General features: G+C 63.1%; 23 protein-coding genes. 11 read left to right on the forward strand and 12 right to left on the reverse strand.

The genetic code is table 11. From position 1 onward, the window contains the following. Positions 1–110: 110 nt before the first annotated feature. The 5 genes from LVE68_RS09700 to cysK form a co-directional block, all read right to left on the reverse strand. The gene (locus LVE68_RS09700; RefSeq protein WP_232940054.1) at positions 111–683 is read right to left on the reverse strand and encodes an outer membrane beta-barrel protein; all 573 of its coding nucleotides are present in this window, start codon (positions 681–683) and stop codon (positions 111–113) included. Positions 684–753: 70 nt separating this feature from the next. After that, complete coding sequence (locus LVE68_RS09705) at positions 754–1,035, reverse strand: type II toxin-antitoxin system HicB family antitoxin (RefSeq protein WP_232940055.1); 282 nt, start codon at positions 1,033–1,035, stop codon at positions 754–756. Positions 1,036–1,153: 118 nt separating this feature from the next. Further along, positions 1,154–1,360, reverse strand: coding sequence for a hypothetical protein (locus LVE68_RS09710; protein WP_232940056.1), 207 nt, complete (start codon positions 1,358–1,360; stop codon positions 1,154–1,156). Positions 1,361–1,464: 104 nt separating this feature from the next. Beyond that, positions 1,465–2,316, reverse strand: coding sequence for a 3'(2'),5'-bisphosphate nucleotidase CysQ (gene cysQ / locus LVE68_RS09715; RefSeq protein ID WP_369413272.1), 852 nt, complete (start codon positions 2,314–2,316; stop codon positions 1,465–1,467). A gap of 82 nt (positions 2,317–2,398) precedes the next feature. Next, on the reverse strand, positions 2,399–3,316 hold the full coding sequence (gene cysK / locus LVE68_RS09720; protein WP_232940058.1) for a cysteine synthase A: 918 nt from the start codon (positions 3,314–3,316) through the stop codon (positions 2,399–2,401). Positions 3,317–3,449: 133 nt separating this feature from the next. Between cysK and LVE68_RS09725 the strand changes: the two genes are divergently transcribed. From LVE68_RS09725 to LVE68_RS09770, 10 genes are all read left to right on the forward strand, one after another. After that, positions 3,450–4,181, forward strand: coding sequence for a lysoplasmalogenase (locus LVE68_RS09725; RefSeq protein WP_232940060.1), 732 nt, complete (start codon positions 3,450–3,452; stop codon positions 4,179–4,181). 41 nt (positions 4,182–4,222) lie between these two features. Then, on the forward strand, positions 4,223–4,876 hold the full coding sequence (gene yrfG / locus LVE68_RS09730) for a GMP/IMP nucleotidase (protein ID WP_232940062.1): 654 nt from the start codon (positions 4,223–4,225) through the stop codon (positions 4,874–4,876). 7 nt (positions 4,877–4,883) lie between these two features. Further along, the gene (locus tag LVE68_RS09735) at positions 4,884–5,261 is read left to right on the forward strand and encodes an RNA-binding S4 domain-containing protein (protein WP_232940064.1); all 378 of its coding nucleotides are present in this window, start codon (positions 4,884–4,886) and stop codon (positions 5,259–5,261) included. 169 nt (positions 5,262–5,430) lie between these two features. Further along, complete coding sequence (locus LVE68_RS09740) at positions 5,431–6,948, forward strand: S1C family serine protease (RefSeq protein WP_232940065.1); 1,518 nt, start codon at positions 5,431–5,433, stop codon at positions 6,946–6,948. Continuing rightward, on the forward strand, positions 6,945–7,394 hold the full coding sequence (locus LVE68_RS09745; protein ID WP_232940067.1) for a DUF4124 domain-containing protein: 450 nt from the start codon (positions 6,945–6,947) through the stop codon (positions 7,392–7,394). Before LVE68_RS09740 ends, LVE68_RS09745 begins: the two co-directional genes overlap by 4 nt. A 119-nt stretch (positions 7,395–7,513) precedes the next feature. Continuing rightward, positions 7,514–8,392: an Hsp33 family molecular chaperone HslO gene (gene hslO, locus LVE68_RS09750; protein WP_232940068.1), complete on the forward strand. Its 879-nt coding sequence runs from the start codon at positions 7,514–7,516 to the stop codon at positions 8,390–8,392. Positions 8,393–8,689: 297 nt separating this feature from the next. Further along, complete coding sequence (locus LVE68_RS09755; protein WP_232940069.1) at positions 8,690–10,237, forward strand: phosphoenolpyruvate carboxykinase; 1,548 nt, start codon at positions 8,690–8,692, stop codon at positions 10,235–10,237. A gap of 194 nt (positions 10,238–10,431) precedes the next feature. Beyond that, complete coding sequence (locus tag LVE68_RS09760; RefSeq protein ID WP_232940070.1) at positions 10,432–11,100, forward strand: D-Ala-D-Ala carboxypeptidase family metallohydrolase; 669 nt, start codon at positions 10,432–10,434, stop codon at positions 11,098–11,100. Between the two features lie 26 nt (positions 11,101–11,126). After that, positions 11,127–11,855: a D-Ala-D-Ala carboxypeptidase family metallohydrolase gene (locus LVE68_RS09765; protein WP_232940071.1), complete on the forward strand. Its 729-nt coding sequence runs from the start codon at positions 11,127–11,129 to the stop codon at positions 11,853–11,855. 79 nt (positions 11,856–11,934) lie between these two features. After that, entirely contained in the window at positions 11,935–12,999 is a 1,065-nt protein-coding gene (locus LVE68_RS09770; protein ID WP_232940072.1) for an AI-2E family transporter, read from the forward strand. Positions 13,000–13,034: 35 nt separating this feature from the next. Here the strand turns inward: LVE68_RS09770 and LVE68_RS09775 are convergent, their stop codons facing one another. The 3 genes from LVE68_RS09775 to LVE68_RS09785 all read right to left on the reverse strand — a co-directional run bounded on the left by LVE68_RS09775 (position 13,035) and on the right by LVE68_RS09785 (position 15,559). Next, positions 13,035–13,859: a bestrophin-like domain gene (locus LVE68_RS09775; protein ID WP_232940073.1), complete on the reverse strand. Its 825-nt coding sequence runs from the start codon at positions 13,857–13,859 to the stop codon at positions 13,035–13,037. 69 nt (positions 13,860–13,928) lie between these two features. Then, positions 13,929–14,750 carry a bestrophin-like domain gene (locus LVE68_RS09780; RefSeq protein ID WP_232940074.1) on the reverse strand — a complete coding sequence of 274 codons (822 nt, stop codon included), beginning with the start codon at positions 14,748–14,750 and terminating at the stop codon, positions 13,929–13,931. 62 nt (positions 14,751–14,812) lie between these two features. After that, positions 14,813–15,559 (reverse strand): sialate O-acetylesterase, encoded by a 747-nt coding sequence (locus LVE68_RS09785; RefSeq protein ID WP_232940075.1) that lies wholly within the window; start codon positions 15,557–15,559, stop codon positions 14,813–14,815. Between the two features lie 173 nt (positions 15,560–15,732). Here LVE68_RS09785 and LVE68_RS09790 point away from each other — a divergent pair, with 173 nt between their 5' ends. Then, positions 15,733–16,251: a peroxiredoxin gene (locus tag LVE68_RS09790; RefSeq protein WP_232940077.1), complete on the forward strand. Its 519-nt coding sequence runs from the start codon at positions 15,733–15,735 to the stop codon at positions 16,249–16,251. A gap of 71 nt (positions 16,252–16,322) precedes the next feature. On the opposite strand, the gene LVE68_RS09795 is transcribed toward LVE68_RS09790, so the two are convergent. The 4 genes from LVE68_RS09795 to glnL all read right to left on the reverse strand — a co-directional run bounded on the left by LVE68_RS09795 (position 16,323) and on the right by glnL (position 19,868). Beyond that, positions 16,323–16,730, reverse strand: a complete 408-nt coding sequence (locus LVE68_RS09795; RefSeq protein ID WP_232940079.1) for a DUF2784 domain-containing protein — start codon at positions 16,728–16,730, stop codon at positions 16,323–16,325. A 26-nt stretch (positions 16,731–16,756) separates the two neighbouring features. Further along, positions 16,757–17,239: a GNAT family N-acetyltransferase gene (locus LVE68_RS09800; RefSeq protein ID WP_232940081.1), complete on the reverse strand. Its 483-nt coding sequence runs from the start codon at positions 17,237–17,239 to the stop codon at positions 16,757–16,759. A gap of 128 nt (positions 17,240–17,367) precedes the next feature. After that, positions 17,368–18,780: a nitrogen regulation protein NR(I) gene (gene glnG / locus LVE68_RS09805; RefSeq protein ID WP_232940083.1), complete on the reverse strand. Its 1,413-nt coding sequence runs from the start codon at positions 18,778–18,780 to the stop codon at positions 17,368–17,370. 23 nt (positions 18,781–18,803) lie between these two features. Beyond that, on the reverse strand, positions 18,804–19,868 hold the full coding sequence (gene glnL, locus LVE68_RS09810; protein ID WP_232940085.1) for a nitrogen regulation protein NR(II): 1,065 nt from the start codon (positions 19,866–19,868) through the stop codon (positions 18,804–18,806). Positions 19,869–19,982 lie beyond the last annotated feature (114 nt).

Raw genomic sequence — 19,982 nt, forward strand, 5'->3', positions numbered from 1 at the left:
AACGGGATCTGAGCGGGCCCGGCCGGGTCCCTGATGATTGCCGGCAGAGCGGGCGAGTGACCGGCTGCGGCGCGGGAAAACGCCGCAACTTATCCGTGCGGGCGGGCTGCTTACTGCGGCCCGAAAAACCGATAGCTGAAGTTGAGGGTCAGTGAACGCAGGTGGCCCAGGTCAAACCCCGCCACCGTGCCAACGTCGTTGTACATGTACTCCACCGAGGTATCGAAATCCCGCGTCCAGCGGTAGCGATAACCCACACCGGTATGCCAGTAGTCGTCACTACCGTCTTCTTCCACCAGGATGGTAAGCCCGCGGCTGTCGATGGTGTCGACGTCGAATTCACCGTATGTCCAGCCGGCCATCCAGTACAGGCACTGCACATCACAGTCAAAACTGAAGTCGACCTTGAAATTCAGGCCGTAGGTATCGGCGGAGACACCGCCATCGTCAAAATTGGAATAGCGCAGCTCTGTCTGCCACACCCCCACCGTGGGGGTAATGCCGATGCTGGCATAGCCGAAACCATCCTGGTCCTTGTTCACCTGCAGCTCGCCCGCGCCAAGACCGACTGTGCCCACTACCTGGTATTCACCGGCACAGATACCGGCGATCGGGTTATTCCACTCCACTGCCAGGCTGGCCGTGGAAAACAGCAACGCAATCGCGAAAACAACCTTTCTCATTACATCCTTCCTTGGTACTGACAAGCTTCCTTGCTAATCACGTGGGTAATCACATGCTCCGGTAACTGGTTCAGGGCTGTGTCTTCGGTGATGACTGCTCGTGTGCCACATCGATGATGGCCCAGATGCCGCCACTGAAAGCCGGGTTGCCGCGCAGCTTTTCCAGCTCGCTGGGCGGTGGCGGGGCGCTACCCGCGGCACCCAGTTCCTCGACTCGCTGCAGGATGGTTTCGGCCATTTTCTGCAGGATGTCGTCGAGTGTTTCCGCGTGGCAGTGGCAGTGGGGCAGGTCCGGCGCAATGGCACCGAAGCCGGCATACTCGATATTGTGGATCACTACCGGATAGCGCATCGGGCTGACTCTTTATGGCTTTAACTCACCAAGCGTAGACCCGATTGAAACTTTTGTGCTGCTTTGGCGCCACAGTCAAACCGGCCGGCAGGCCGCGGCGGGGGAACAGGAGGGGCCGTCAGCGGGGGATACGGCCGAGCAGGGCGCGGCGGGAAAAAATCATTTCCTTGTAAGTCTGCACCAGGGTGAGGTCCAGCTCCTCGCCATCCCCCCGGGCCGCTTCCATCTGGCGGTCCAGCCAGGCGATTTCCTCTTCCAACTGCTGGCGCAGGCGGCGGATCTCGGGTTCGGGGAGGTTGAAATAGTGGCTGTTTTGACTGGACATGACTCCGGACACAATTCCTGTGCGGGCAGCGGACAGCCCGCAGGTGCTTTTACGGTGCTGTACCGGCGGATGGCACAGCACCGTAAAGCTTAGTCCAGGGTCACTCAGTCAGAGAGCAGGCGGCGCCAGTCGAAACTGTCATCGCCGATTACGTAAAAAAACGGGTTGAGGAGGGAGTCCTTGCGGTTGTAGCGCAACAATTCGAACCGGTCATCCACCACCGTGCCCCCGGCAGCCTCCACCACTGCCTGGGCCGCGGCGGTATCCCACTCACAGGTGGGTGCCAGGCGCGGGTAGAGGTCGGCGGCGCCCTCGGCCACCAGGCACAGTTTCAGGGAACTGCCCATGTTCTTGAGACCGGTCTTGCCCAGCTCGCCCTCGATCCGCTCCAGCAACTTGTCCACAGCACCGGCGCCGTGACTGCGGCTGGCCACCAGCTCCACCGGCTGGCCCGCATCCAGGCGCTCGCGCACGGAACGCACACGGATCGGCTGCTCGCCGTCGGCAGTGCGCTTGAAGGCGACGCCTTTGCCTCCGGCGTCCCTGCAACCGGCGTAGGTGATGTTCAGTACCGGCACGTAAACCACCCCCAGCACCGGCTCGCCGTCCTCGATCAGGGCCACATTGACGGTGAATTCGCCGTTGCGGCGGATAAATTCCTTGGTGCCGTCCAGCGGGTCGACGATCCAGTAACGCTGCCAGCTGCGGCGCTCGTCGAAGGAGGGCATTTCCTGCTCCTCGGACAGTACCGGTACGCCTTCCACCAGTCCGGCCAGTGCCGGCTCGAGGACCTTGTGAGCGGCCAGGTCCGCGGCGGTGACGGGGGAATCATCCGCCTTGGTGTCAATCTCCAGCTCGGCGCTGCTGTTATATACCTCGAGGATGGCCTCGCCCGCGCGCTCGCAGATTCCAATCACCTGCTCGAGCAGTTGTTTCTTGTCCAGCTCTGTACCCATAGGTCCCCCTTGTTAGCGATGGCGGCATTATACGCGGTTGCCGCCAGCGCTGATAACCCGGGGATCGCTGGCGCGGCCGCCGTCAGGCGGGGAACAGGTCATCAATGGAAAGATAGCGCTCGCCGGTGTCATAACTGAACACCAGCACCCGGCTGCCGGGGGCGAACTCCGCCTGCCGCTGCTTCACTGCGGCCAGGGTTGCACCGGAGGAGATGCCGACGAAAATGCCTTCCCGTGCTGCGCACTGGCGCGCCATCTCAAAGCTGTCCTCCTCGGAAACCTGGATGGTACCGTCGAGGGTTTCCCGGTTGAGGATTTCCGGCACGAATCCCGCACCAATACCCTGCAGGCGGTGGGGGCCCTTTTCGCCGCCGCTGATTACCGGTGACTTCTCCGGCTCCACGGCGAAGGTCTGCATCTTCGGGAAATGCTCCTTGAGCACCTCGGAACAGCCGGTGATATGCCCGCCGGTGCCCACCCCGGTGATCATGTAATCGAGCCCCTCGGGGAAATCGGCGAGGATCTCCCTGGCACTGGTGTCGCGGTGCACCTGCACATTGGCGGGATTGCGGAACTGCTGCGGCATCCAGCTGTTGGCATGCTGCTCCAGCAGCTCCTCGGCCTTCGCGATGGCACCGGGCATGCCGGTCTCTTTCGGCGTCAGCACCAGTTCTGCGCCCATGGCCTTCATGATGCGACGGCGTTCCAGCGACATCGACTCCGGCATCGTGAGGATCAACCGGTAGCCGCGCACGGCCGCCACCATGGCGAGGCCGATCCCGGTATTGCCGGAGGTGGGCTCGATGATCACGCCACCGGGCTTCAGCGCACCGCTGCGCTCGGCATCCTCGATCATCGCCAGGGCGATGCGGTCCTTGATGCTGCTGCCGGGATTGAAGCGCTCCACTTTCATCCACACTTCGATATCGTCGCGGAATAACCGGTTGAGCCGCACATGCGGGGTATCGCCGATTGTCTCGAGAATATTCTCAGCCTTCATCGATTACGCTCTCCCTTCCTGGATTTGCCTGTTGATTGATGTCCCGCCGGGCGTGACCTTGCCGGATAGCGGCGGTCGGCGTCATCATACGCCCCACGGTAAACAAGAAAACACGAAAAGCCGGGACAATGCCATGACCGCCACCACCGCTACAGCTGACTCCAGTGCCAGATCCGGGCACCACCGCCCTGTCGCCGACGGCGGCATTCCCATCGCCGCGTTCCTGGTTGGCGCCGCCGCCTACATGCTAGTGGACGCCTCCGGCTGGCAGGGTGCCGGCAGCGGGCTGCTGCTGCCGCTGGTGAAGGCCGCCCCCATCCTGTTGCTGCTGTGGCTTTCGAGCCGCTGGCTGCACGGCGCCACCCGGGTCCTGGCGGCCACCGCGCTGGGCTTTTCCGCCCTGGGGGACATCCTGCTGGCGCTCGACTTCCCGCAGCAGTTTGTCTTCGGCCTGGGCGCCTTCCTGCTGGCCCAGCTGACCTATGCCTGCCTGTTCCTGCGCCACGCCGATTTCCGTTCCTGGCGCTTCCTGTTGCGCGGCCTGCCGGTGCTGGCTGCCGCCTTCCTGCTGGCCCGGCTGCTGCTCCCGGCCGCAGGGTCCCTGGCCGGTCCGGTCACTGCCTACCTGCTGGCGATCCTCGCCATGGCCCTGGCCGCCGCGGCCCATCGCGGCAACTCGGCGCTGCTGTTCTGTGGCGCGGTGACGTTCATGGCATCCGACGCCCTGATCGGCCTCAACCGCTTCGTGGTCACCATCCCCATGGCCGGCACACTGATTATGGTCACCTATTACGCTGCCCAGCTGTCCCTGCTGGTGGGTATCCGGCGCGCCAGCCCGGGCGGGCGCGGCAATAATCGGGCATAATAGGGGGACCATGCCTTCGATCAGAGAGGTTTACCGACCGCATGCTGGACTGGCACGACGTCGACACGGTGATGCTGGACATGGACGGCACCCTGCTCGACCTGCACTACGACAACCACTTCTGGTTGACCCACCTGCCCCAGCGCTATGCGCAGACCCACGGATTGACCCTGCAGCAGGCCGAACAGCGGCTGGTCGGCCAGATTGACGCCCGTCGCGGCACCCTGGAGTGGTACTGCCTGAACTTCTGGTCGCGGGAACTGAATATGGATATCCCCGCGGTGCTCCGGGAAATCGAGGACCGCGTCGCCCTGCGCCCGCACACGCCTGCCTTCCTGGATGCGTTGCGACGCATGGAAAAGCATGTCCTGCTGGTCACCAACGCCCACCCGGACGGCCTGGTGCGCAAGCTGGAGATCACCGGTATCGATCGCTGGATGGACGGCATCATTACCTCGCACGAGCTGAAGCACGCCAAGGAGAGCCCCTTTTTCTGGGAGGCCCTGTCGAAGCATATCGAGTTCGATCCCGATCGCACCCTGTTCGTCGACGATAACGAGCAGGTGCTCACCGCCGCCCGGGATTTCGGTATTGGCCACCTGCTGTGCATCCGCCAGCCGGACAGCCGCGGCCCGCTCCGGGATATCACCGATTTCCCCGCCATTCACCATTTTGACGAGATTGTCCCGCTGTAATCCCCCCATGGATAAAGTACGTATCGACAAGTGGCTCTGGGCCGCGCGCTTCTACAAGACCCGCAGCCTCGCCAAGCAGATGATCGAGGGCGGCAAGGTGCAGGTGGACGGCCAGCGCATCAAGGCCAGCAAGGAGATCACCACCGGCGCCACCCTGACCCTGCGCCAGGGCTGGGACCAGCTGGAAGTGGAGGTGCTGGCGCTGTCGGACCAGCGGCGCGGCGCGGAGGTCGCCCGCGAGCTCTACCGCGAGACCGAGGCCAGCCAGGCCAGGCGGGAACGCGAGGCAGCGGAGCGCAAGGTCGCCAATACCGGTATTCGCAGCGAGCGCCCGAACAAGAAGCAGCGCCGCCAGATTCACCGCTTCCTGCGCGAGCAGGACTGACCCCGGGCAACGAACAAAACGCCATTGCCCCCACAGGTGGCGACCAATGCCGGACACCGCTGTCCAATAATTCCGGCCTGCTGGCCGACACCGGGCCGGGCCGGGCGCCCGGGCAACTACTGCTAAACTGGCCCCACAACCGGCCCCCACACCGACGGGACACAGATCCATGCTGACAAGAATCCTTTCACTCGCCGCCATCCTCCTGCTGCTCTGCCAGCCGGCGCTCGCCGATAACCGTGAGCACGAGCAACTCAAGCGGTCGATCATCAAGATCTACACCACCGCCGCGGCACCGGACTACTTCAATCCCTGGTCGCTGCTCAATCCCAAGCAATTGTCCGGTTCCGGCGCGGTGATCGACGACGAGCGCATCCTCACCAATGCCCATGTGGTTGCCAATGGCAGCTTTATCCAGGTGCAGCGCCACGGCGACGCGCAGAAGTTCCGCGCCCACGTGGAGTTCGTTTCCCACGACGCGGACCTGGCCCTGCTGCGGGTCGAGGACGAGAGCTTCTTCGACACCACGCGGCCGCTCGACCTGGGCGAGCTGCCGGACCTGCAGGAGGAAGTGTCGGTGTACGGCTACCCGATCGGTGGTAAATCCCTTTCCATAACCCGCGGCGTCCTGTCCCGGATCGAACACCAGTTTTACGCCCACGCCGGCAGCTACCTGATGGCGGGCCAGATCGATGCAGCCATCAATCCGGGTAACAGCGGCGGCCCGGTGATTTCCGGCGGGCGCATTGTCGGTGTCGCCATGCAGACCAACCACAGCAAGGGCGCTGAAAACCTGGGTTACTTCGTACCACCGAGCGTGATCGAACATGTCCTCGAGGATGCCGAAGACGGCGTGCACCAGGGCTTCCCCGAGCTGGGCGCGGTCACCCAGAGCATGGAAAGCCCGGCCATGAAACAGGCCGCGGGCCTGGCCGACGGCCAGGAGGGCGCCCTGGTGGTGAAGGTATTCAGCGACTCCCCCGCGGCGGATGTACTGCAGACCGGGGACGTACTGCTGGAGGTGGACGGCTACGAGGTGGCCGCCGATCGAACCGTGGAATGGCGCGAAAACCAGCGCACCAACTACCACTACGCCGCCGATCTCTACCACGTGGGTGACCGCCTGCCGGTCAAGTTCGCCCGCGCAGGCGAGGTCATGGAAGCCGAAATCGAGCTGGCCGCCCCGTCGCCGTCGCGTTCCCTGGTCCTGAGCGAGAAGTTTGACCAGCGCCCGCGCTACTACATCTATGGCGGCGTGGTGTTCGTGCCGCTGAACATGAACCTGATCAAGCGCTGGGGCAATAACTGGCACTCCAAGGCACCCATCGAATACCTCTATGCCCGCAACCAGTGGAGCGAACAGGGGCGACGCGAACTGGTGGTGGCGCTGAAGGTACTGCCCGCCGGGGTCAACCTGGGCTACCACGACTGGAAGAACTGGATTATCGATTCAGTGAATGGCCATCGCGTAGCGGATTTCGATGAGTTCGCCCAGTTCATGGAGGGCAACGAGCAGCAGTTCGTCGAATTGCGCGATGAATCCGGCTACCGCATGGTGCTGGATGCGGCAGCCGCCCGCGAACAGGAACCACTGATCCTGCAGACCTACCATATCCCCCATCGCCACTCCCCGGGCCTTTTCAGTACACTGGCAGACAACGAGGACAAGCCCAGGGAAACACCGTGACCACAGCACCTCCCGGCCGGCTGGCAACAGCGCTGGCCGCCCTCCTACTGGCGTCCGCTGCCAGCGCGGACAAGCTCTACCGCTGGGTGGACGAACAGGGCAATGTTCATTTTGGCGACCGCCCGCCCGGGGAGGCCCGGGCGGAGGACCTGTCGGGGAAGCTGGCACCGGTCAACAGTGCCGATGCCACCAGCGCCCGCTCCCGCAACAGTAGCGGCGACGCCAGCCTGCAGCGCGACTACCAGGAAAACCAGCGGCGCCAGCGCCTCAAGCAGCAGCAGGAAAGCCGCCGGGCCTGCGCCCTGGCCCGCAATCGCCTGCGCATCCTGCAGGGACCGGTGGCCCTGGTGGACGGCAATGGCGAGGAAATCCGCATGAGTGAACGCGAGCGCCAGCGGCGGGCGAAGGAACTGGAGCGGGAAATCACACGGCTGTGCGGTCAGTAGCAACACCACCCGGCCGGGCCTCGCGCCGTCCATGGCGCGTCCGGCAACTACCATTTATGGTAACGGGGCACTAAAATCCCGCGCCTTAAATCCCCGAGACTGCCCGAGGCCTTCGATTCATGTCCGACCAGCTGGAACGCTTCATTTTCTCCCACCACGATATCCGCGGCCAGGTCGTCACCCTGACTGGCGCCTATCGCGAGGTTCTGGAAAATAACCAACTGCCGGCCCCGGTGGCGCTGGTGCTGGGGGAGTTCCTTGCCGCGGCCTGCCTGCTGTCCACAACCCTCAAATTCGAGGGCCTGCTGAGCCTGCAGGCCCGTGGCGATGGTGACGTGCCGCTGCTGCTGGCAGAGTGCACCCACCACAGCGACCTGCGCGGCATCGCCAAGCTCGCCGACGGGGCACAGATCGAAGAGGGCGCCAGCCTGCGCCAGCTGGTGGGCAAGCGCGCCGCCCTGGCCATTACCGTGGAACCCGAGCAGGGCGAGCGCTACCAGGGCATAGTCCCGCTGGAAAAAGATACCCTGGCGGAGTGCCTGGAGGATTACTTCACCCAGTCCGAGCAGCTGGCCACCCGCTTCTGGATCGAGTCCAGCCCGGACACTGTCGGCGGCATCATGCTGCAGGTACTGCCGGGCAATAACGCCGCCAGCGCGGCCGAGAACGAGGATGCCTGGGAAACCGCCCAGCACCTGGCGGAAACCGTGACCGCCGACGAGCTCCACTCCCTTCCCCACGAACAGCTGCTCACCAGGCTGTTCCACCAGCTCACGCCCGCCGCCCTGGGCACCGCCAACATCCGCTTCCGCTGCAGCTGTTCGCGCGAGCGCAGTGCCCGGGCCCTGGTGGCCATGGGCCCCGAGGAGGTTTACCAGCTGCTGGAGGAGCAGGGTGGGGAGATCATCGCCGATTGCCAGTTCTGCAACGCCCGCTACCGATTCGATGGCGACGATATCGAGAGCCTGTTCAACGCGCCCCCGCATACGCTGCACTGAGGCCGCGGGTGCTCCCGCCGGCCACGGGGAGACACAACGGAAACCGGGCCCAAAACGGTGCAAACCATCGACCTTTATTCACGTGATCGATAGGCGCATTTATCGACATCATACAGGCGGATAAAACAGCACAAAATTTTGCCAGACAACGCTGTCATTGGGTAAAAAATAGCCTTTTTTGCTATCCCGCCAAATTGAACTTTGCCATAATTCGCCACCCGAATATTACCGGCCGCGCTCCCTGTGGCGCGGTCGTACTATGTTTTACTCCATACAACTTTCACGGGTAATCGACGAATGGCACAGACCGATGATACGGCGCAGGTGATGAAGAACCTGTCTGCGGCGCAACTGGTTGAACAGGCGCTGCTGCGTGGCGAGGGCAAGCTGTCCGACACCGGCGCGCTGGTAACCGAAACCGGTGCGCGCACCGGCCGCTCCCCGGCCGACCGCTTCGTGGTGGAAGAGCCTTCCACCAGCGACAGCATCGCCTGGGGCAACGTGAACCGCGCCTTCCCGCAGGACAAGTTCGACGCGCTGTGGAGCAAGGTGGAAGAGTTTGTTTCCGGCTCCGACACCTTTGTCCAGCAGCTGCACGTGGGCCAGCACGAGGACTACTACCTGCCGGTCGTCGTCACCGCCCAGACCGCCTGGCATTCGCTGTTTGCCCGCAACATGTTCATCCGCCCGGACAAATACAATCCCAAGGGCAAGGAAGAGTGGCGCATCCTGCACGCCCCCAACTTCGTCTGTGAACCCGAGCGCGACGGCACCAATTCCGAGGGCTGCGTGATCATCAACTTTGCCCAGCGCAAGGTACTGCTGGCTGGCATGCGCTACGCCGGCGAGATGAAGAAAGCCATGTTCTCCGTGCAGAACTTCCTGCTGCCGGAAAAAGACGTCATGCCCATGCACTGCGCCGCCAACGTCGGCAAGGACGGCGATGTATGCCTGTTCTTCGGCCTGTCCGGCACCGGCAAGACCACCCTGTCCGCCGACCCGGAACGCTACCTGATCGGTGACGACGAGCACGGCTGGGCCAAGGGCGGCGTGTTCAATATCGAGGGCGGCTGCTACGCCAAGACCATCAACCTGAGCCGTGAAAACGAGCCGGTGATCTGGGATGCCATCCGCTTCGGAGCCATCGTGGAAAACGTGGTGACCGACGACGCCGGCACCCCCGACTACCACGACACCAGCCTGACCGAGAACGGCCGCTGCTCCTATCCCCTGGAGCACGTGGTGATGCGCCAGCCGGGCAACCAGGCCGGCGAGCCCAAGAATGTGATTTTCCTGACCTGCGACGTTTCCGGCGTATTGCCCCCGGTATCCATCCTGTCCAAGGAAGCGGCCGCCTATCACTTCCTGTCCGGCTACACGGCCCGCGTGGGCTCCACCGAACTGGGCGCGGAAGCGGGTATCCACCCGACCTTCTCCACCTGCTTCGGCGCGCCCTTTATGCCGCGCGCACCGCGCGAGTACGCCGACCTGCTGATGAAGCGTATCGAGGACTTCGGCTCCAATGTCTACCTGGTAAACACCGGCTGGACCGGCGGCTCCGGTGACAAAGGCAAGCGCTTCCCGATCCCGGTGACCCGCGCAGTGATCGCCGCGATCCAGAGCGGCGCGCTGGAAGGCGCCGACACCCAGCACCTGGAAGCCCTGAACCTGGATATCCCGCTGGACGTACCGGGCGTGGACAAGGCCTACCTGAACCCGCGCGAGGCCTGGACCGACCAGGGCGCCTATGACGAGCAGGCCGCCAAACTGGCCAAGCTGTTCGCCGAGAACATCGAGAAGTTCGAAGTGAGCGCAACCGTCAAGGGCGCCGGCCCCCGGGCCTGAGCCTGACCGCCGGCGCCCCACCCGGGTCGCCGCGGATTCAAAACGCCCCCGCGGAGCATTCCCCGGGGGCGTTTTTATTGGGGCCGGCACGGTCACGCCGGAGGATTGGGCAGATAGCGACTATATTGAATAAATGACGCGCCGCCGAAGGCGCCAGATCCATCGCGACGACGACCACAGGCACAGGTAAGCCCATGCCAGCAGGCCAGCCGTTTTCCAGCTATCGGACCCGACCACCGGGCCAGCGCACCAATCGCCTGGTGATCGCCGCCATCGTGCTGATTTTGCTGGGAATCGTCGGTGGCCTGTGGCTCTACCTCTATTTCAAGGCGCTGGAAAAACCCTATCGCGATGTGCAGGGCTATCGCGTGCCCGCCGACCATGCACTGAGGGCATTCCTGCGCCAGGGGGACAACCGCACGCGCATGAAGGCCCTGGAAGGCTACCTCCGGGCCGAGGGCGCCGGTGACGTGGTCGAGGCCGGCGTGCTCTTTCGCCAGGGTTCCGACTGGCTGGACATCAATGAGCCGCCCTTCGCCATCCCCCCGCGCCGGCAGTGGGAGAATATGGTGAACACCCTGGCACTGGTGCGGGACGAACTGGTCCCGGCAATCGGGCCGGTGGAAATCCTCTCCGCGTACCGCACCGACAGTTACAACCGCAAGGGTGGCGGTGCCGGTGGCAGCAAGCACCGGGAATTCTGTGGCCTGGACCTGGTGCCACTGTCCAATATCAGCCACAAGGAACTGGTGGAGGAGCTGAAGATGCTGCACGCGCGGCTGGGCGAGCCCAGCCGGATGGGGCTGGGTATCTACAGCAACGTGCGTTTCCATATCGACACCTGCGGTTACCGCAGCTGGTAGGCAGTTTTTCCAGGAGCGGTTGAGCAATGGATATCAAGGAGAGCCCCGATCACGAGTGGATCGACATACATATCGAGCGCAAGCGGGTACTGTGGATCACCGCCGCGGTGCTGGCGGGCATCCTGCTGCTGGTGATCCTCACCGTGGACAAGGTCCGCGAACTGGCGGAGCGCGCCGTTACCCCGCGGGAGTATGCCCCGGTAGAGCGTATCCCGGAAACCGCCGAGATCCCCGAGGTATATGACATCAAGGGCTACGCGGCCGCCTCGGCGCGCGCCTTCGAGCGTTTCCTCGGCGACAGCGACCGGCGAGAACTCTACACCCGCCTGCAGCATTTCCTCTTCCTCAACAAGGTCGATGGCGTGCTCCCCTCATACCAGCTGCTGCGCCAGGGCAGTGACTGGCAGAAAATCGATGAGCCACCGTTCGCCATTCCACCGGAGCAGAACTGGGAGACCATGGTGGATACGCTGCGCGTCCTGCAGGACGAAATTATTCCCCGTATCGGCCCGGTAACCGTCCTGTCCGGCTGGCGCACCCCGGCCTATAACGCCAAGGCCGGCGGCTCCAAGCGCAGCAAGCATATGCATTTCTGTGGCATCGACGTGGTGCCGGAGCGCGATTACACCCGCGAGGAGTTGATTCCCATCCTGCGGGATATCCACCGCAAAGTGGGCAAGAAGTGGAATATGGGGCTGGGGATATACAGCGGTGTGCGCTTCCATGTGGACACCTGCGGTTACCGGCGCTGGTAATTGCGACGCCCGGTTGCCCTGGAGGCGAGCGGCAGTGGTAGCATAGCGCGCATCGACAACAATAACCGCGGGGGCTCCCTTGGTTCAGGAAAAGCTGGAACGGCGCTCATTCATCGCTGCGCTGCTGCTGGTGACAGTGGCATTTACCTTTCTGCTCAGGCCCTTCTTCACGCCCATTTTCTGGGCCTGTGCCATCGCCGTGATTTTCTTTCCCGTGCATCGCACCCTGTCCCGTCGCTACCCGAACTGGCCCAACCTGATGGCACTGCTGACGCTGCTGCTGTGTATGGTGCTGGTCGTGATACCGGTGCTGGTGGTGGCCAGCTCGTTCGTCAATGAGGCGGCCAGCGTCTACCAGAAAGTCCAGAGCGGCGAGATCGACGTGGCCGGCCAGGTGGATCGGGTGCGCAGCGCCTTCCCCGGCTTCGAGGCCCTGATGCAACGCATCGGTATCGACCTGGACCAGCTGCGCGAGCGCCTGCTGAGCGGCTTCATGAGCGCCGGCAGCCTGATCGCCAAGAATGCCCTGGCGCTCGGCCAGAATACGGTGAATTTCTTCGTGATGCTGGGCCTGATGCTCTACCTGACCTTCTTCCTGATTCGCGACGGCGAATCCCTGGTGGGGCTGCTGATCCGTGCCCTGCCACTGGGCGATGAGCGCGAGCACCTGCTGCTGGCCAAATTCGCCGAGGTCACCCGGGCCACCGTCAAGGGCAACCTGGTGGTGGCGGTTACCCAGGGCACCCTGGGCGGATTGATTTTCTGGGCCCTGGGGCTGCCGGCTCCACTGCTGTGGGGCGTGGTGATGACGCTGTTGTCACTGCTGCCCGCCATCGGCGCTGCACTGATCTGGCTGCCCGCCTCGATCTACCTCTATGCCATCGGCGATGTGGTCAAGGGCACGGTGTTGCTGATCTTCGGTGTGGCGGTAATCAGCCTGGTGGACAACCTGCTGCGCCCGATCCTGGTGGGGCGCGATACCAAGCTTCCAGACTATATCGTGCTGTTTTCCACCATCGGCGGGCTGATGATGTTCGGCATCAGTGGCTTTGCCATAGGTCCGTTGCTGGCTGCACTTTTTATGGCATTCTGGGAAATTTTCATGCGCGAGTTCATCAACTCCGCCGAGATGAAGTCCCTGTGAATTTCCGTACTGGAGTTGCGACGACACAAAAATAGTCAGTGCACATCGGGCACAGTGTCGTCGCGACGGGCCTTCTCCGCCCGCTTCAGGTGCTCATTCAGTTCTGCCATCGGCCGCTGCTCGATGACCAGCGTGCCCTCAGTGGCGCGGTCCAGGTCGGCGATCAGCAGGATCGCGGTGGAGAAGGTGATCGCCAGGGTCACCGCCACATGCACCGACCCCCCGCGGCTGATACCGAACTGGTAGCCGATGGCGAGCATTGCCAGTGCCGTCATGAAGTACAGTGCCAGCCAGATGGGCGTGGGAATACGGAACTCCAGCCCCACCACCACCCGCGAATAATGTTTATTGATTACGTCACTGACCGGCTCCACGAACTGGCGCAGGTAGCCGGCATCGTATTTTTCGGCCACGTGCTCATCGACCAGTTCCCACAGCTGCTGGTGCAGGCGCTCACTCTGGAGCAGGTCATCGGCAGTGATTTTTTCCTTCAACGGATCAAAATCACGCAGGTCCGTGTAGGCCGCCAGTAGCGACCTGGCGCGGGCCGCGGCATCCGGCACAAGGAAGTCCGCGTGCAGGTATGCCGTATGGATCGCGTTCACTTCCTCCACGAGCAGGGCCTTGCGCTGGTTGAAGCGGTCGGCAGTCATGTTGAAAGTAAACGCCAGCAGGAAAGCCAGCAGCCCCAGGGTGGCCGTGATGGCATTGCGCATCGAGGATTCTTTCTGTTCCCCGTAGCGATGTACCGACCAGCGCCCCACGACCAGGCCCGCCCCCAGCGCGGCAAGTACAAACAGCACCGTTAAGACATAGACGGCGGCCAGAGGCATGGTATGGAACAGGTCTTCGGCGTACATGGGGGACCGGGGCAATTTAGGACAAGTCTGGCCCAGCCGGAATCCGCTCGCCAGTCGATGATAGCCGCGCTAATCCGGGCCGGCGCCCAGCCGCCTGCGCTCGGCCGCCTGTAACTGCTGGCTCAGTTCTGCCATTGGCCCCTGGTCCACCACCAGTAGGCCCTCGTAACTACGGTCCAGGTCCTCGATCAGCAGGATTACCAGTGAAAACGCCAGTGCCAGCGCCAGGGCCACCAGTGGCGAAGCCCCCCGGCTGGTGCCCAGCTGGAAGCCGATCCCGAACATCGACAGCGCAGTGATTGCGTAGAGTGCCATCCAGATAGGAGCGGGTATCTGGTAGCGCCCACCCACCAGGACCCGCCGGGTATGGTAGTCGAATACCTCATTCAGGGGCTGGTAAAAGGCCCTCAGCTCGCCCGCGCCATAACCACGGGATTCGTGCTCCGCCACCAGGGCCCACAGGGACGCCTGGATCTGCTCGCTACGGGCCAGTGCCCGCAGATATTCCCGCTCGTCAAGGGTATACGGGTCGAACGCCCGGACCTGCGCATACTCGGCCAGTAATTCCCGTGCCCGTGCCGTGCCCTTCTCATCGAGAAAATCCGCCCGCAGGTAAGCGGTGGAGATGGCGTTGATTTCTTCGAGCAACAGGGCCTTGCGCGCACCGAAGCGTTCGGCTGTCATATTGAAAGTAAACGCCAGCATAAACGCCAGCAGGCCCAGGGTGGCCGCGACGATACTGCCGATGGAGCCCTCGCTGACCTCCTTGTTGCCGCGTGCGAGTATACGCCCCAGCAACATGCCGGCGGCGAGTGACACCAGCACCACCATGATGGCAAAGGCGCAGACACCCCACAGCGGGAGACTTGAAAAAAAAGTATTGAAGGTCATGACGGCTTCCGGCAGCTTCTTACTATTCTGGACCAGCTGCGCACCGGCTGCCGTGGGAAGCACTATGGCTGCGCAGCCGGCCGGAATCCCCCGCCCTCCCGACGGATCAATTCGATCGCGCGCTTTGCAAACCGTTCACCCAGGACCCGGTATCCGGTGGTGGAATAGTGCAGGTCATTGGCCACCTGCCTGCCATCCCGGTTCAAGCCATCGTTCAGGTCGTCGGTATCGACCCAGGCCGCCCCGGGCCGGCTTTCAGCGAACTGCACCTGGATCTCGCGGATGCGCTGCCAGTGGGCGGCGCTGCGACGCGCCAGGCCGTAATCGCTCAGGCGACCGATCACCACATTGATCTGCGGCTGTCCCAGGTCCCGCTGCAGTTGTGTCACCAGCGTGCCGAGGGCAGGGCCGTAGGCGGCGCTGCGACCAAACCTGGCGTCATTCTCACCCTGCATCCAGACAAAAGTTACCGACGCAAGGTGTTTCCCGTGCGTGGCGCGCCCAACCTTGCGCAACAACCTCTGGTACAGGTCACCCACCTGTTTGCCCGGATCCCCGATACCCTCCTGTGGGGCCACCAGCCAGCGCTGGATCGGCTGGCCTCCCTGGGCATCCTTGACCACGAGGATGCGATCCCGGCCAAACTCTGCAGCCACCAGCGGTGTGAAGAAAGCATCCGCATCGAGCCAGGCCATGTTGGATTGGCCGGAGAGAATAAACAGGTGCTGGCCCTGGACGGCCAGTGCCTGCGGCGGCGCGGCCACCGAAATCAACAGGATAGCCAGGCCAAAGAAATGCAATGCACGCATACCGTGCCTCCAGTCCCTGGAAAATAGCCGGCGGCACCAATCCGGGTGCCGGGTTTTGCGTATGAATGTAATTCAAGTCCCGGGCCTGTGCCAGCCCGGCCAATGGCAGCACCGCTCCCGGCGCGTTAGCATAGCCATCACCCGATCCAGTAAATACCTACCCGGAGAATTCGATGAGACATGCACTGACCCTGCTGCTGGCCACGCTGGTAAGCCTGCCGGCGCTTGCCCTGGAAGTGGGCCAGCCGGCCCCGGACTTCACCCTGGAGGCTTCCGACGGCAAGACCTACTCCCTGGACGACTTTCGCGGCAAGCGGGCGGTGGTCATCGCCTGGTATCCAAAGGCGTTCACCAGGGGCTGCACCATCGAGTGCAAGTCACTGGCGGAAAACGGCCACCTGATCCGTGAGTACGACGTGGCCTACTTTATGGCGAGCACTGACGAGGTGGAAACCAACAAGAAGTTCGCCGCCGCAGAGAAAGCGGATTTCCCGCTGCTCAGTGATCCCGAGGGGAAAGTGGCAAAAGCCTATGACGTGCTGGTGCCGGCGTTGAACATCGCCAAGCGGGTGACTGTCTACATCGGCAAGGACGGCAAGGTCCTCAAGATCGATCGGGATATCAAGCCCGCCACCAGCGCCGAGGACATGGCTCAGACCCTGGGGGAGCTGGGTGTGGCCCGTAAGGGCTGAGCCTGTCTGTGGCAGGAATCCCGGAATTCCTGCCACGGTATCCTGGCACCACCAGCGCGACAGGAGCTGGCTTACCGGCGGCGGAATGGCCGCGGTCGCACCCAGAACCAGCTGAGCACCACCAGCAGCCCAAACACCGTGTAACAGAGCGCAAAGACCCAGGCCGGGGCACGGTAGTAGAGGATGCTTTCCAGCCAGTGGGCGATAAAGGAGCCGGTATAGGTCACTTCCCCGGCCCGCGCCCGCAATGCCATTTCCCAGGTGGTGAGCGGGCAGATCACCCCCAGCCACGCCTGTAAAACCACGACCCCGATTGCCATCAGGTGCGCCAGGCGGAACCAGGGATTGTGCACCCAGGCCCAGCCTCGCAGCCTCCCGACCAGGATCAACAGCAGGCCGCTGACCACAAAGGCAACGAAGAGCACGTGCAGGAACAGCACGAGATCTGCGGCGAATCGATAGAGGAGTTGTGGTTCCATTGGCTTCCAGGCAGTTTCCCGGGCGGTCACACCATCCCGGTTTTCTCCCGGATGGCTCTGGTCAGGAACCTACTGTAGGGATCAGGCGCATAGTCGGCAAATGGTCCGCATTCGATAAAACCATATTTTCTATACAGTGCAACCGCCGGCTCAAACGCGTTATGCGTGCCGGTCTCCAGGCTGATCCGGGTATAACCACGCCGCCGCGCCTCGCGCATGATTGCCTCAAGCACCCGGGCGGCTATCCCCATTCTCAGGAAAGCTGACCCGGTTTTCATTGACTTGATCTCGCCCAGCCGCGGCGAGATTTCCCGAAGGGCCCCGCAGCCGGCCAGCTGGCCATCGACACGGGCGGCCCAGAAAGTCATACGCGGATCTTTCAGCTTGCCTGTATCGAGGGCATGAATGCTGGCCTCCGGAGAGTATTTGCGCATATCTTCCAGGTGCGCACGCAGTAATTCGATAACCGCGCCATCCGATAAATCATCCGTTTGCAGGTCGACATACATTCAAAAGATTTCTCTCGTTTTCAATTCAGTCTTTGCCACTGCAATTCGGCCATAGCCTGAAAGTAAAGAGGCCGCTCCGGAAAGCGGCCTCTCAGGGTTAATGACTGACGCCATCCACTGGCACGGCTCTACTCGGAGTCGCCGTTCATGCCCAGCTCTTTCAGCTTGCGGGTCAGCGTGTTGCGGCCCCAGCCCAGCAGTTCGGCGGCATCGCGCTTGCGCCCTGCGGTGTGCTTGAGTGCGATCTCGATCAGCGCGCGCTCGAACTGGGGCACCGCCTCACTGAGGATCTCGCGGCGGCCATTGGCCAGGGCCTGGTCGGCCCACAGGCGCAGTGCCTTCTGCCAGTCCTGCGGGGCCTGGGTGCCGGCGGTCTGCTGGTGCAGCTCCTGCGGCAGGTCCTCAATATGCACCTCGCGGCCGGAGGCCATTACGGTAATCCAGCGACAGGTATTCTCCAGCTGGCGCACGTTGCCGGGCCAGTCGAGGCCGGTGAGGTATTCCTCGGTCTCCTTCAGCAGGATCTTCGGCTCCACCCCCAGGTCCTTGGCGGCGCTGGTAAAGAAATGCTGCACCAGCCGCGGGATATCCTCGCGACGGTCAGACAGGCGCGGAATATGGATGCGGATTACATTGAGGCGGTGGAAAAGGTCCTCACGGAATTTATGCTCCTCCACCAGTCGCTCCAGGTCCTGGTGGGTGGCAGCAATGATGCGCACATCCACCTTGACCGGGGTGTGGCCACCCACGCGGTAGAACTCACCATCGGCCAGCACCCGCAGCAGGCGGGTCTGGGTTTCCGGCGGCATATCGCCGATTTCATCAAGGAACAATGTGCCGCCATTGGCCTGCTCGAAGCGGCCGGTACGTTGCGCGGCGGCACCGGTGAAGGCACCCTTTTCATGGCCAAACAGTTCGGATTCCATCAGGTCCTTCGGAATCGCGGCCATGTTCAACGCGATAAAGGGCTGGCTGCGGCGGGGGCTGTGGTTATGCAGCGCCTGGGCCACCAGTTCCTTACCGGTACCGGACTCGCCATTGATCAATACGGTGATATTGGAATGGGACAGGCGACCGATAGCGCGGAACACCTCCTGCATCGCCGGCGCCTCGCCGATAATCTCCTTGCTGGCCTGGCTGTTTTCCAGGCTGACCTGCTCACCGCCCTGCTGCTCGCTGGCATGGGCCAGGGCACGGCGGGTCACAGCCACCGCCTCGTCGACGTCGAACGGCTTGGGCAGGTATTCGAAGGCACCGCCCTGGTAGGCGGCCACGGCGCTGTCCAGGTCGGAGTGTGCCGTCATGATGATGATTGGCAGGGCCGGGCGTTCGCTCTGGAAGCGTTGCAACAACTTGAAGCCATCGGCACCGGGCATGCGAATATCGCTGATTACCACATCGGGGGAGTCGCTGTAGAAATCGTCCAGTGCCCGGTCACCACTCTCGTAGCACTTGGTCTCGATACCGGCCCGGGTCAGGGCCCGCTCCAGTACCCAGCGTATCGATCGGTCGTCGTCAATGATCCAAACGCGGTTGCTCATGGTCTTTCCCAGTGTCTAATCGTTTATTCGGTTTCCAGCGGCAGGTAAATCTGGAACACACTCTGTCCCGCCTGGCTGTCGCACTTAATCAGTCCGCGATGCTGGTTGATGATGTTTTGCGAAATAGAGAGCCCCAGCCCGGAGCCCTCCGCGCGCCCGGAAATCATCGGGAAGAAAATCCGCTCGCGGATGTCTTCCGGGATACCCGGGCCGTTGTCCTCAATTTCGATCCTGCACACCAGCGGGCAGTGGTGCTTGCCGATGGTGAACTGGCGCTGGATGCGCGTGCGCAGCACGATCTGTCCCGCCGGCAAACCGATGCTCTCGTCGACAGCCTGCATGGCGTTGCGGGCAATATTGAGCAATGCCTGGATCAGCTGTTCCCTGTCGCCCGGCAGGTCGGGGATCGACGGGTCGTAGTCACGGCGTATGCTCAGCTCCCCATCGCACTCGGCGTCGATCAGCTGCGCCACCCGCTCGAGCACCTCATGCACATTGGTGGGCTGCATATTGGCGGGCTGGCGTGGCCCCAGCAGGCGATCCACCAGGTTCCGCAGGCGGTCGGCCTCGTCGATGATGATCTGCGTATATTCCGCCAGCTCCGGGTCCGGCAGCTCCCGCTGCAACAGCTGTGCCGCGCCGCGGATTCCGCCCAGGGGGTTCTTCACCTCGTGGGCCATGCCGCGGACCAGGTTGCGGGTGGTTTCCTGGGCATCGATCAGGGCGTCTTCCCGCGCAATCCGCAGCAGCCGGTCCATGGTCTGCACTTCCACCAGCAACAGGCCCAGCTCCGCCACCGGGCTCACCGAGTAATCGACGGTACAGGTTTCCAGGTTGTGCAGGTGCCAGGTGGCACGTCGCACGGTGTACTTCTGCCCGCTCACCAGCGCCCCGCGCATGGCGCGCTGCGCGGCGTCAGATTCCCGCACGACCTCTTCCAGCGGCTGCCCGCTGACCCTGGCACTGGATGCGGCCAGCAGGTCCTCGGCAGCGGAGTTCAGGTAGCAGAGCGCCAGGCGCTCATCCAGCACCAGTACTGCGGCGGAAAGGTTGTCCAACAGTTGACGCAACTGGCGGTCATTCAACATGCAAAAGTCCCGGGGTCATTCAGCGGGCGGTTCTGGGGCACGGCGTACCCTGAGGTCGCGGTGCCCGCCAGCACTGTTTAAGACAGTGCAAGAAGCAAACCAAAATGGCGCACG

It is taken from the genome of Microbulbifer sp. YPW16 (assembly GCF_021290385.1).
GTDB lineage: Bacteria > Pseudomonadota > Gammaproteobacteria > Pseudomonadales > Cellvibrionaceae > Microbulbifer > Microbulbifer zhoushanensis.

What these genes read in the sequence shown, in the direction of transcription:
- LVE68_RS09785 (WP_232940075.1), bottom strand. Translation starts at nt 15,559, where the DNA reads ATGCGTGCATTGCATTTCTTTGGCCTGGCTATCCTGTTGATTTCGGTG.
- LVE68_RS09755 (WP_232940069.1), top strand. Translation starts at nt 8,690, where the DNA reads ATGGCACAGACCGATGATACGGCGCAGGTGATGAAGAACCTGTCTGCG.
- LVE68_RS09800 (WP_232940081.1), bottom strand. Translation starts at nt 17,239, where the DNA reads ATGTATGTCGACCTGCAAACGGATGATTTATCGGATGGCGCGGTTATC.
- LVE68_RS09740 (WP_232940065.1), top strand. Translation starts at nt 5,431, where the DNA reads ATGCTGACAAGAATCCTTTCACTCGCCGCCATCCTCCTGCTGCTCTGC.
- yrfG (WP_232940062.1), top strand. Translation starts at nt 4,223, where the DNA reads ATGCTGGACTGGCACGACGTCGACACGGTGATGCTGGACATGGACGGC.
- LVE68_RS09790 (WP_232940077.1), top strand. Translation starts at nt 15,733, where the DNA reads ATGAGACATGCACTGACCCTGCTGCTGGCCACGCTGGTAAGCCTGCCG.
- LVE68_RS09780 (WP_232940074.1), bottom strand. Translation starts at nt 14,750, where the DNA reads ATGACCTTCAATACTTTTTTTTCAAGTCTCCCGCTGTGGGGTGTCTGC.
- LVE68_RS09700 (WP_232940054.1), bottom strand. Translation starts at nt 683, where the DNA reads ATGAGAAAGGTTGTTTTCGCGATTGCGTTGCTGTTTTCCACGGCCAGC.
- LVE68_RS09705 (WP_232940055.1), bottom strand. Translation starts at nt 1,035, where the DNA reads ATGCGCTATCCGGTAGTGATCCACAATATCGAGTATGCCGGCTTCGGT.
- hslO (WP_232940068.1), top strand. Translation starts at nt 7,514, where the DNA reads ATGTCCGACCAGCTGGAACGCTTCATTTTCTCCCACCACGATATCCGC.
- LVE68_RS09735 (WP_232940064.1), top strand. Translation starts at nt 4,884, where the DNA reads ATGGATAAAGTACGTATCGACAAGTGGCTCTGGGCCGCGCGCTTCTAC.
- cysQ (WP_369413272.1), bottom strand. Translation starts at nt 2,316, where the DNA reads ATGGGTACAGAGCTGGACAAGAAACAACTGCTCGAGCAGGTGATTGGA.
- LVE68_RS09795 (WP_232940079.1), bottom strand. Translation starts at nt 16,730, where the DNA reads ATGGAACCACAACTCCTCTATCGATTCGCCGCAGATCTCGTGCTGTTC.
- LVE68_RS09760 (WP_232940070.1), top strand. Translation starts at nt 10,432, where the DNA reads ATGCCAGCAGGCCAGCCGTTTTCCAGCTATCGGACCCGACCACCGGGC.
- glnG (WP_232940083.1), bottom strand. Translation starts at nt 18,780, where the DNA reads ATGAGCAACCGCGTTTGGATCATTGACGACGACCGATCGATACGCTGG.
- LVE68_RS09725 (WP_232940060.1), top strand. Translation starts at nt 3,450, where the DNA reads ATGACCGCCACCACCGCTACAGCTGACTCCAGTGCCAGATCCGGGCAC.
- LVE68_RS09765 (WP_232940071.1), top strand. Translation starts at nt 11,127, where the DNA reads ATGGATATCAAGGAGAGCCCCGATCACGAGTGGATCGACATACATATC.
- glnL (WP_232940085.1), bottom strand. Translation starts at nt 19,868, where the DNA reads ATGTTGAATGACCGCCAGTTGCGTCAACTGTTGGACAACCTTTCCGCC.
- LVE68_RS09710 (WP_232940056.1), bottom strand. Translation starts at nt 1,360, where the DNA reads ATGTCCAGTCAAAACAGCCACTATTTCAACCTCCCCGAACCCGAGATC.
- LVE68_RS09775 (WP_232940073.1), bottom strand. Translation starts at nt 13,859, where the DNA reads ATGTACGCCGAAGACCTGTTCCATACCATGCCTCTGGCCGCCGTCTAT.
- cysK (WP_232940058.1), bottom strand. Translation starts at nt 3,316, where the DNA reads ATGAAGGCTGAGAATATTCTCGAGACAATCGGCGATACCCCGCATGTG.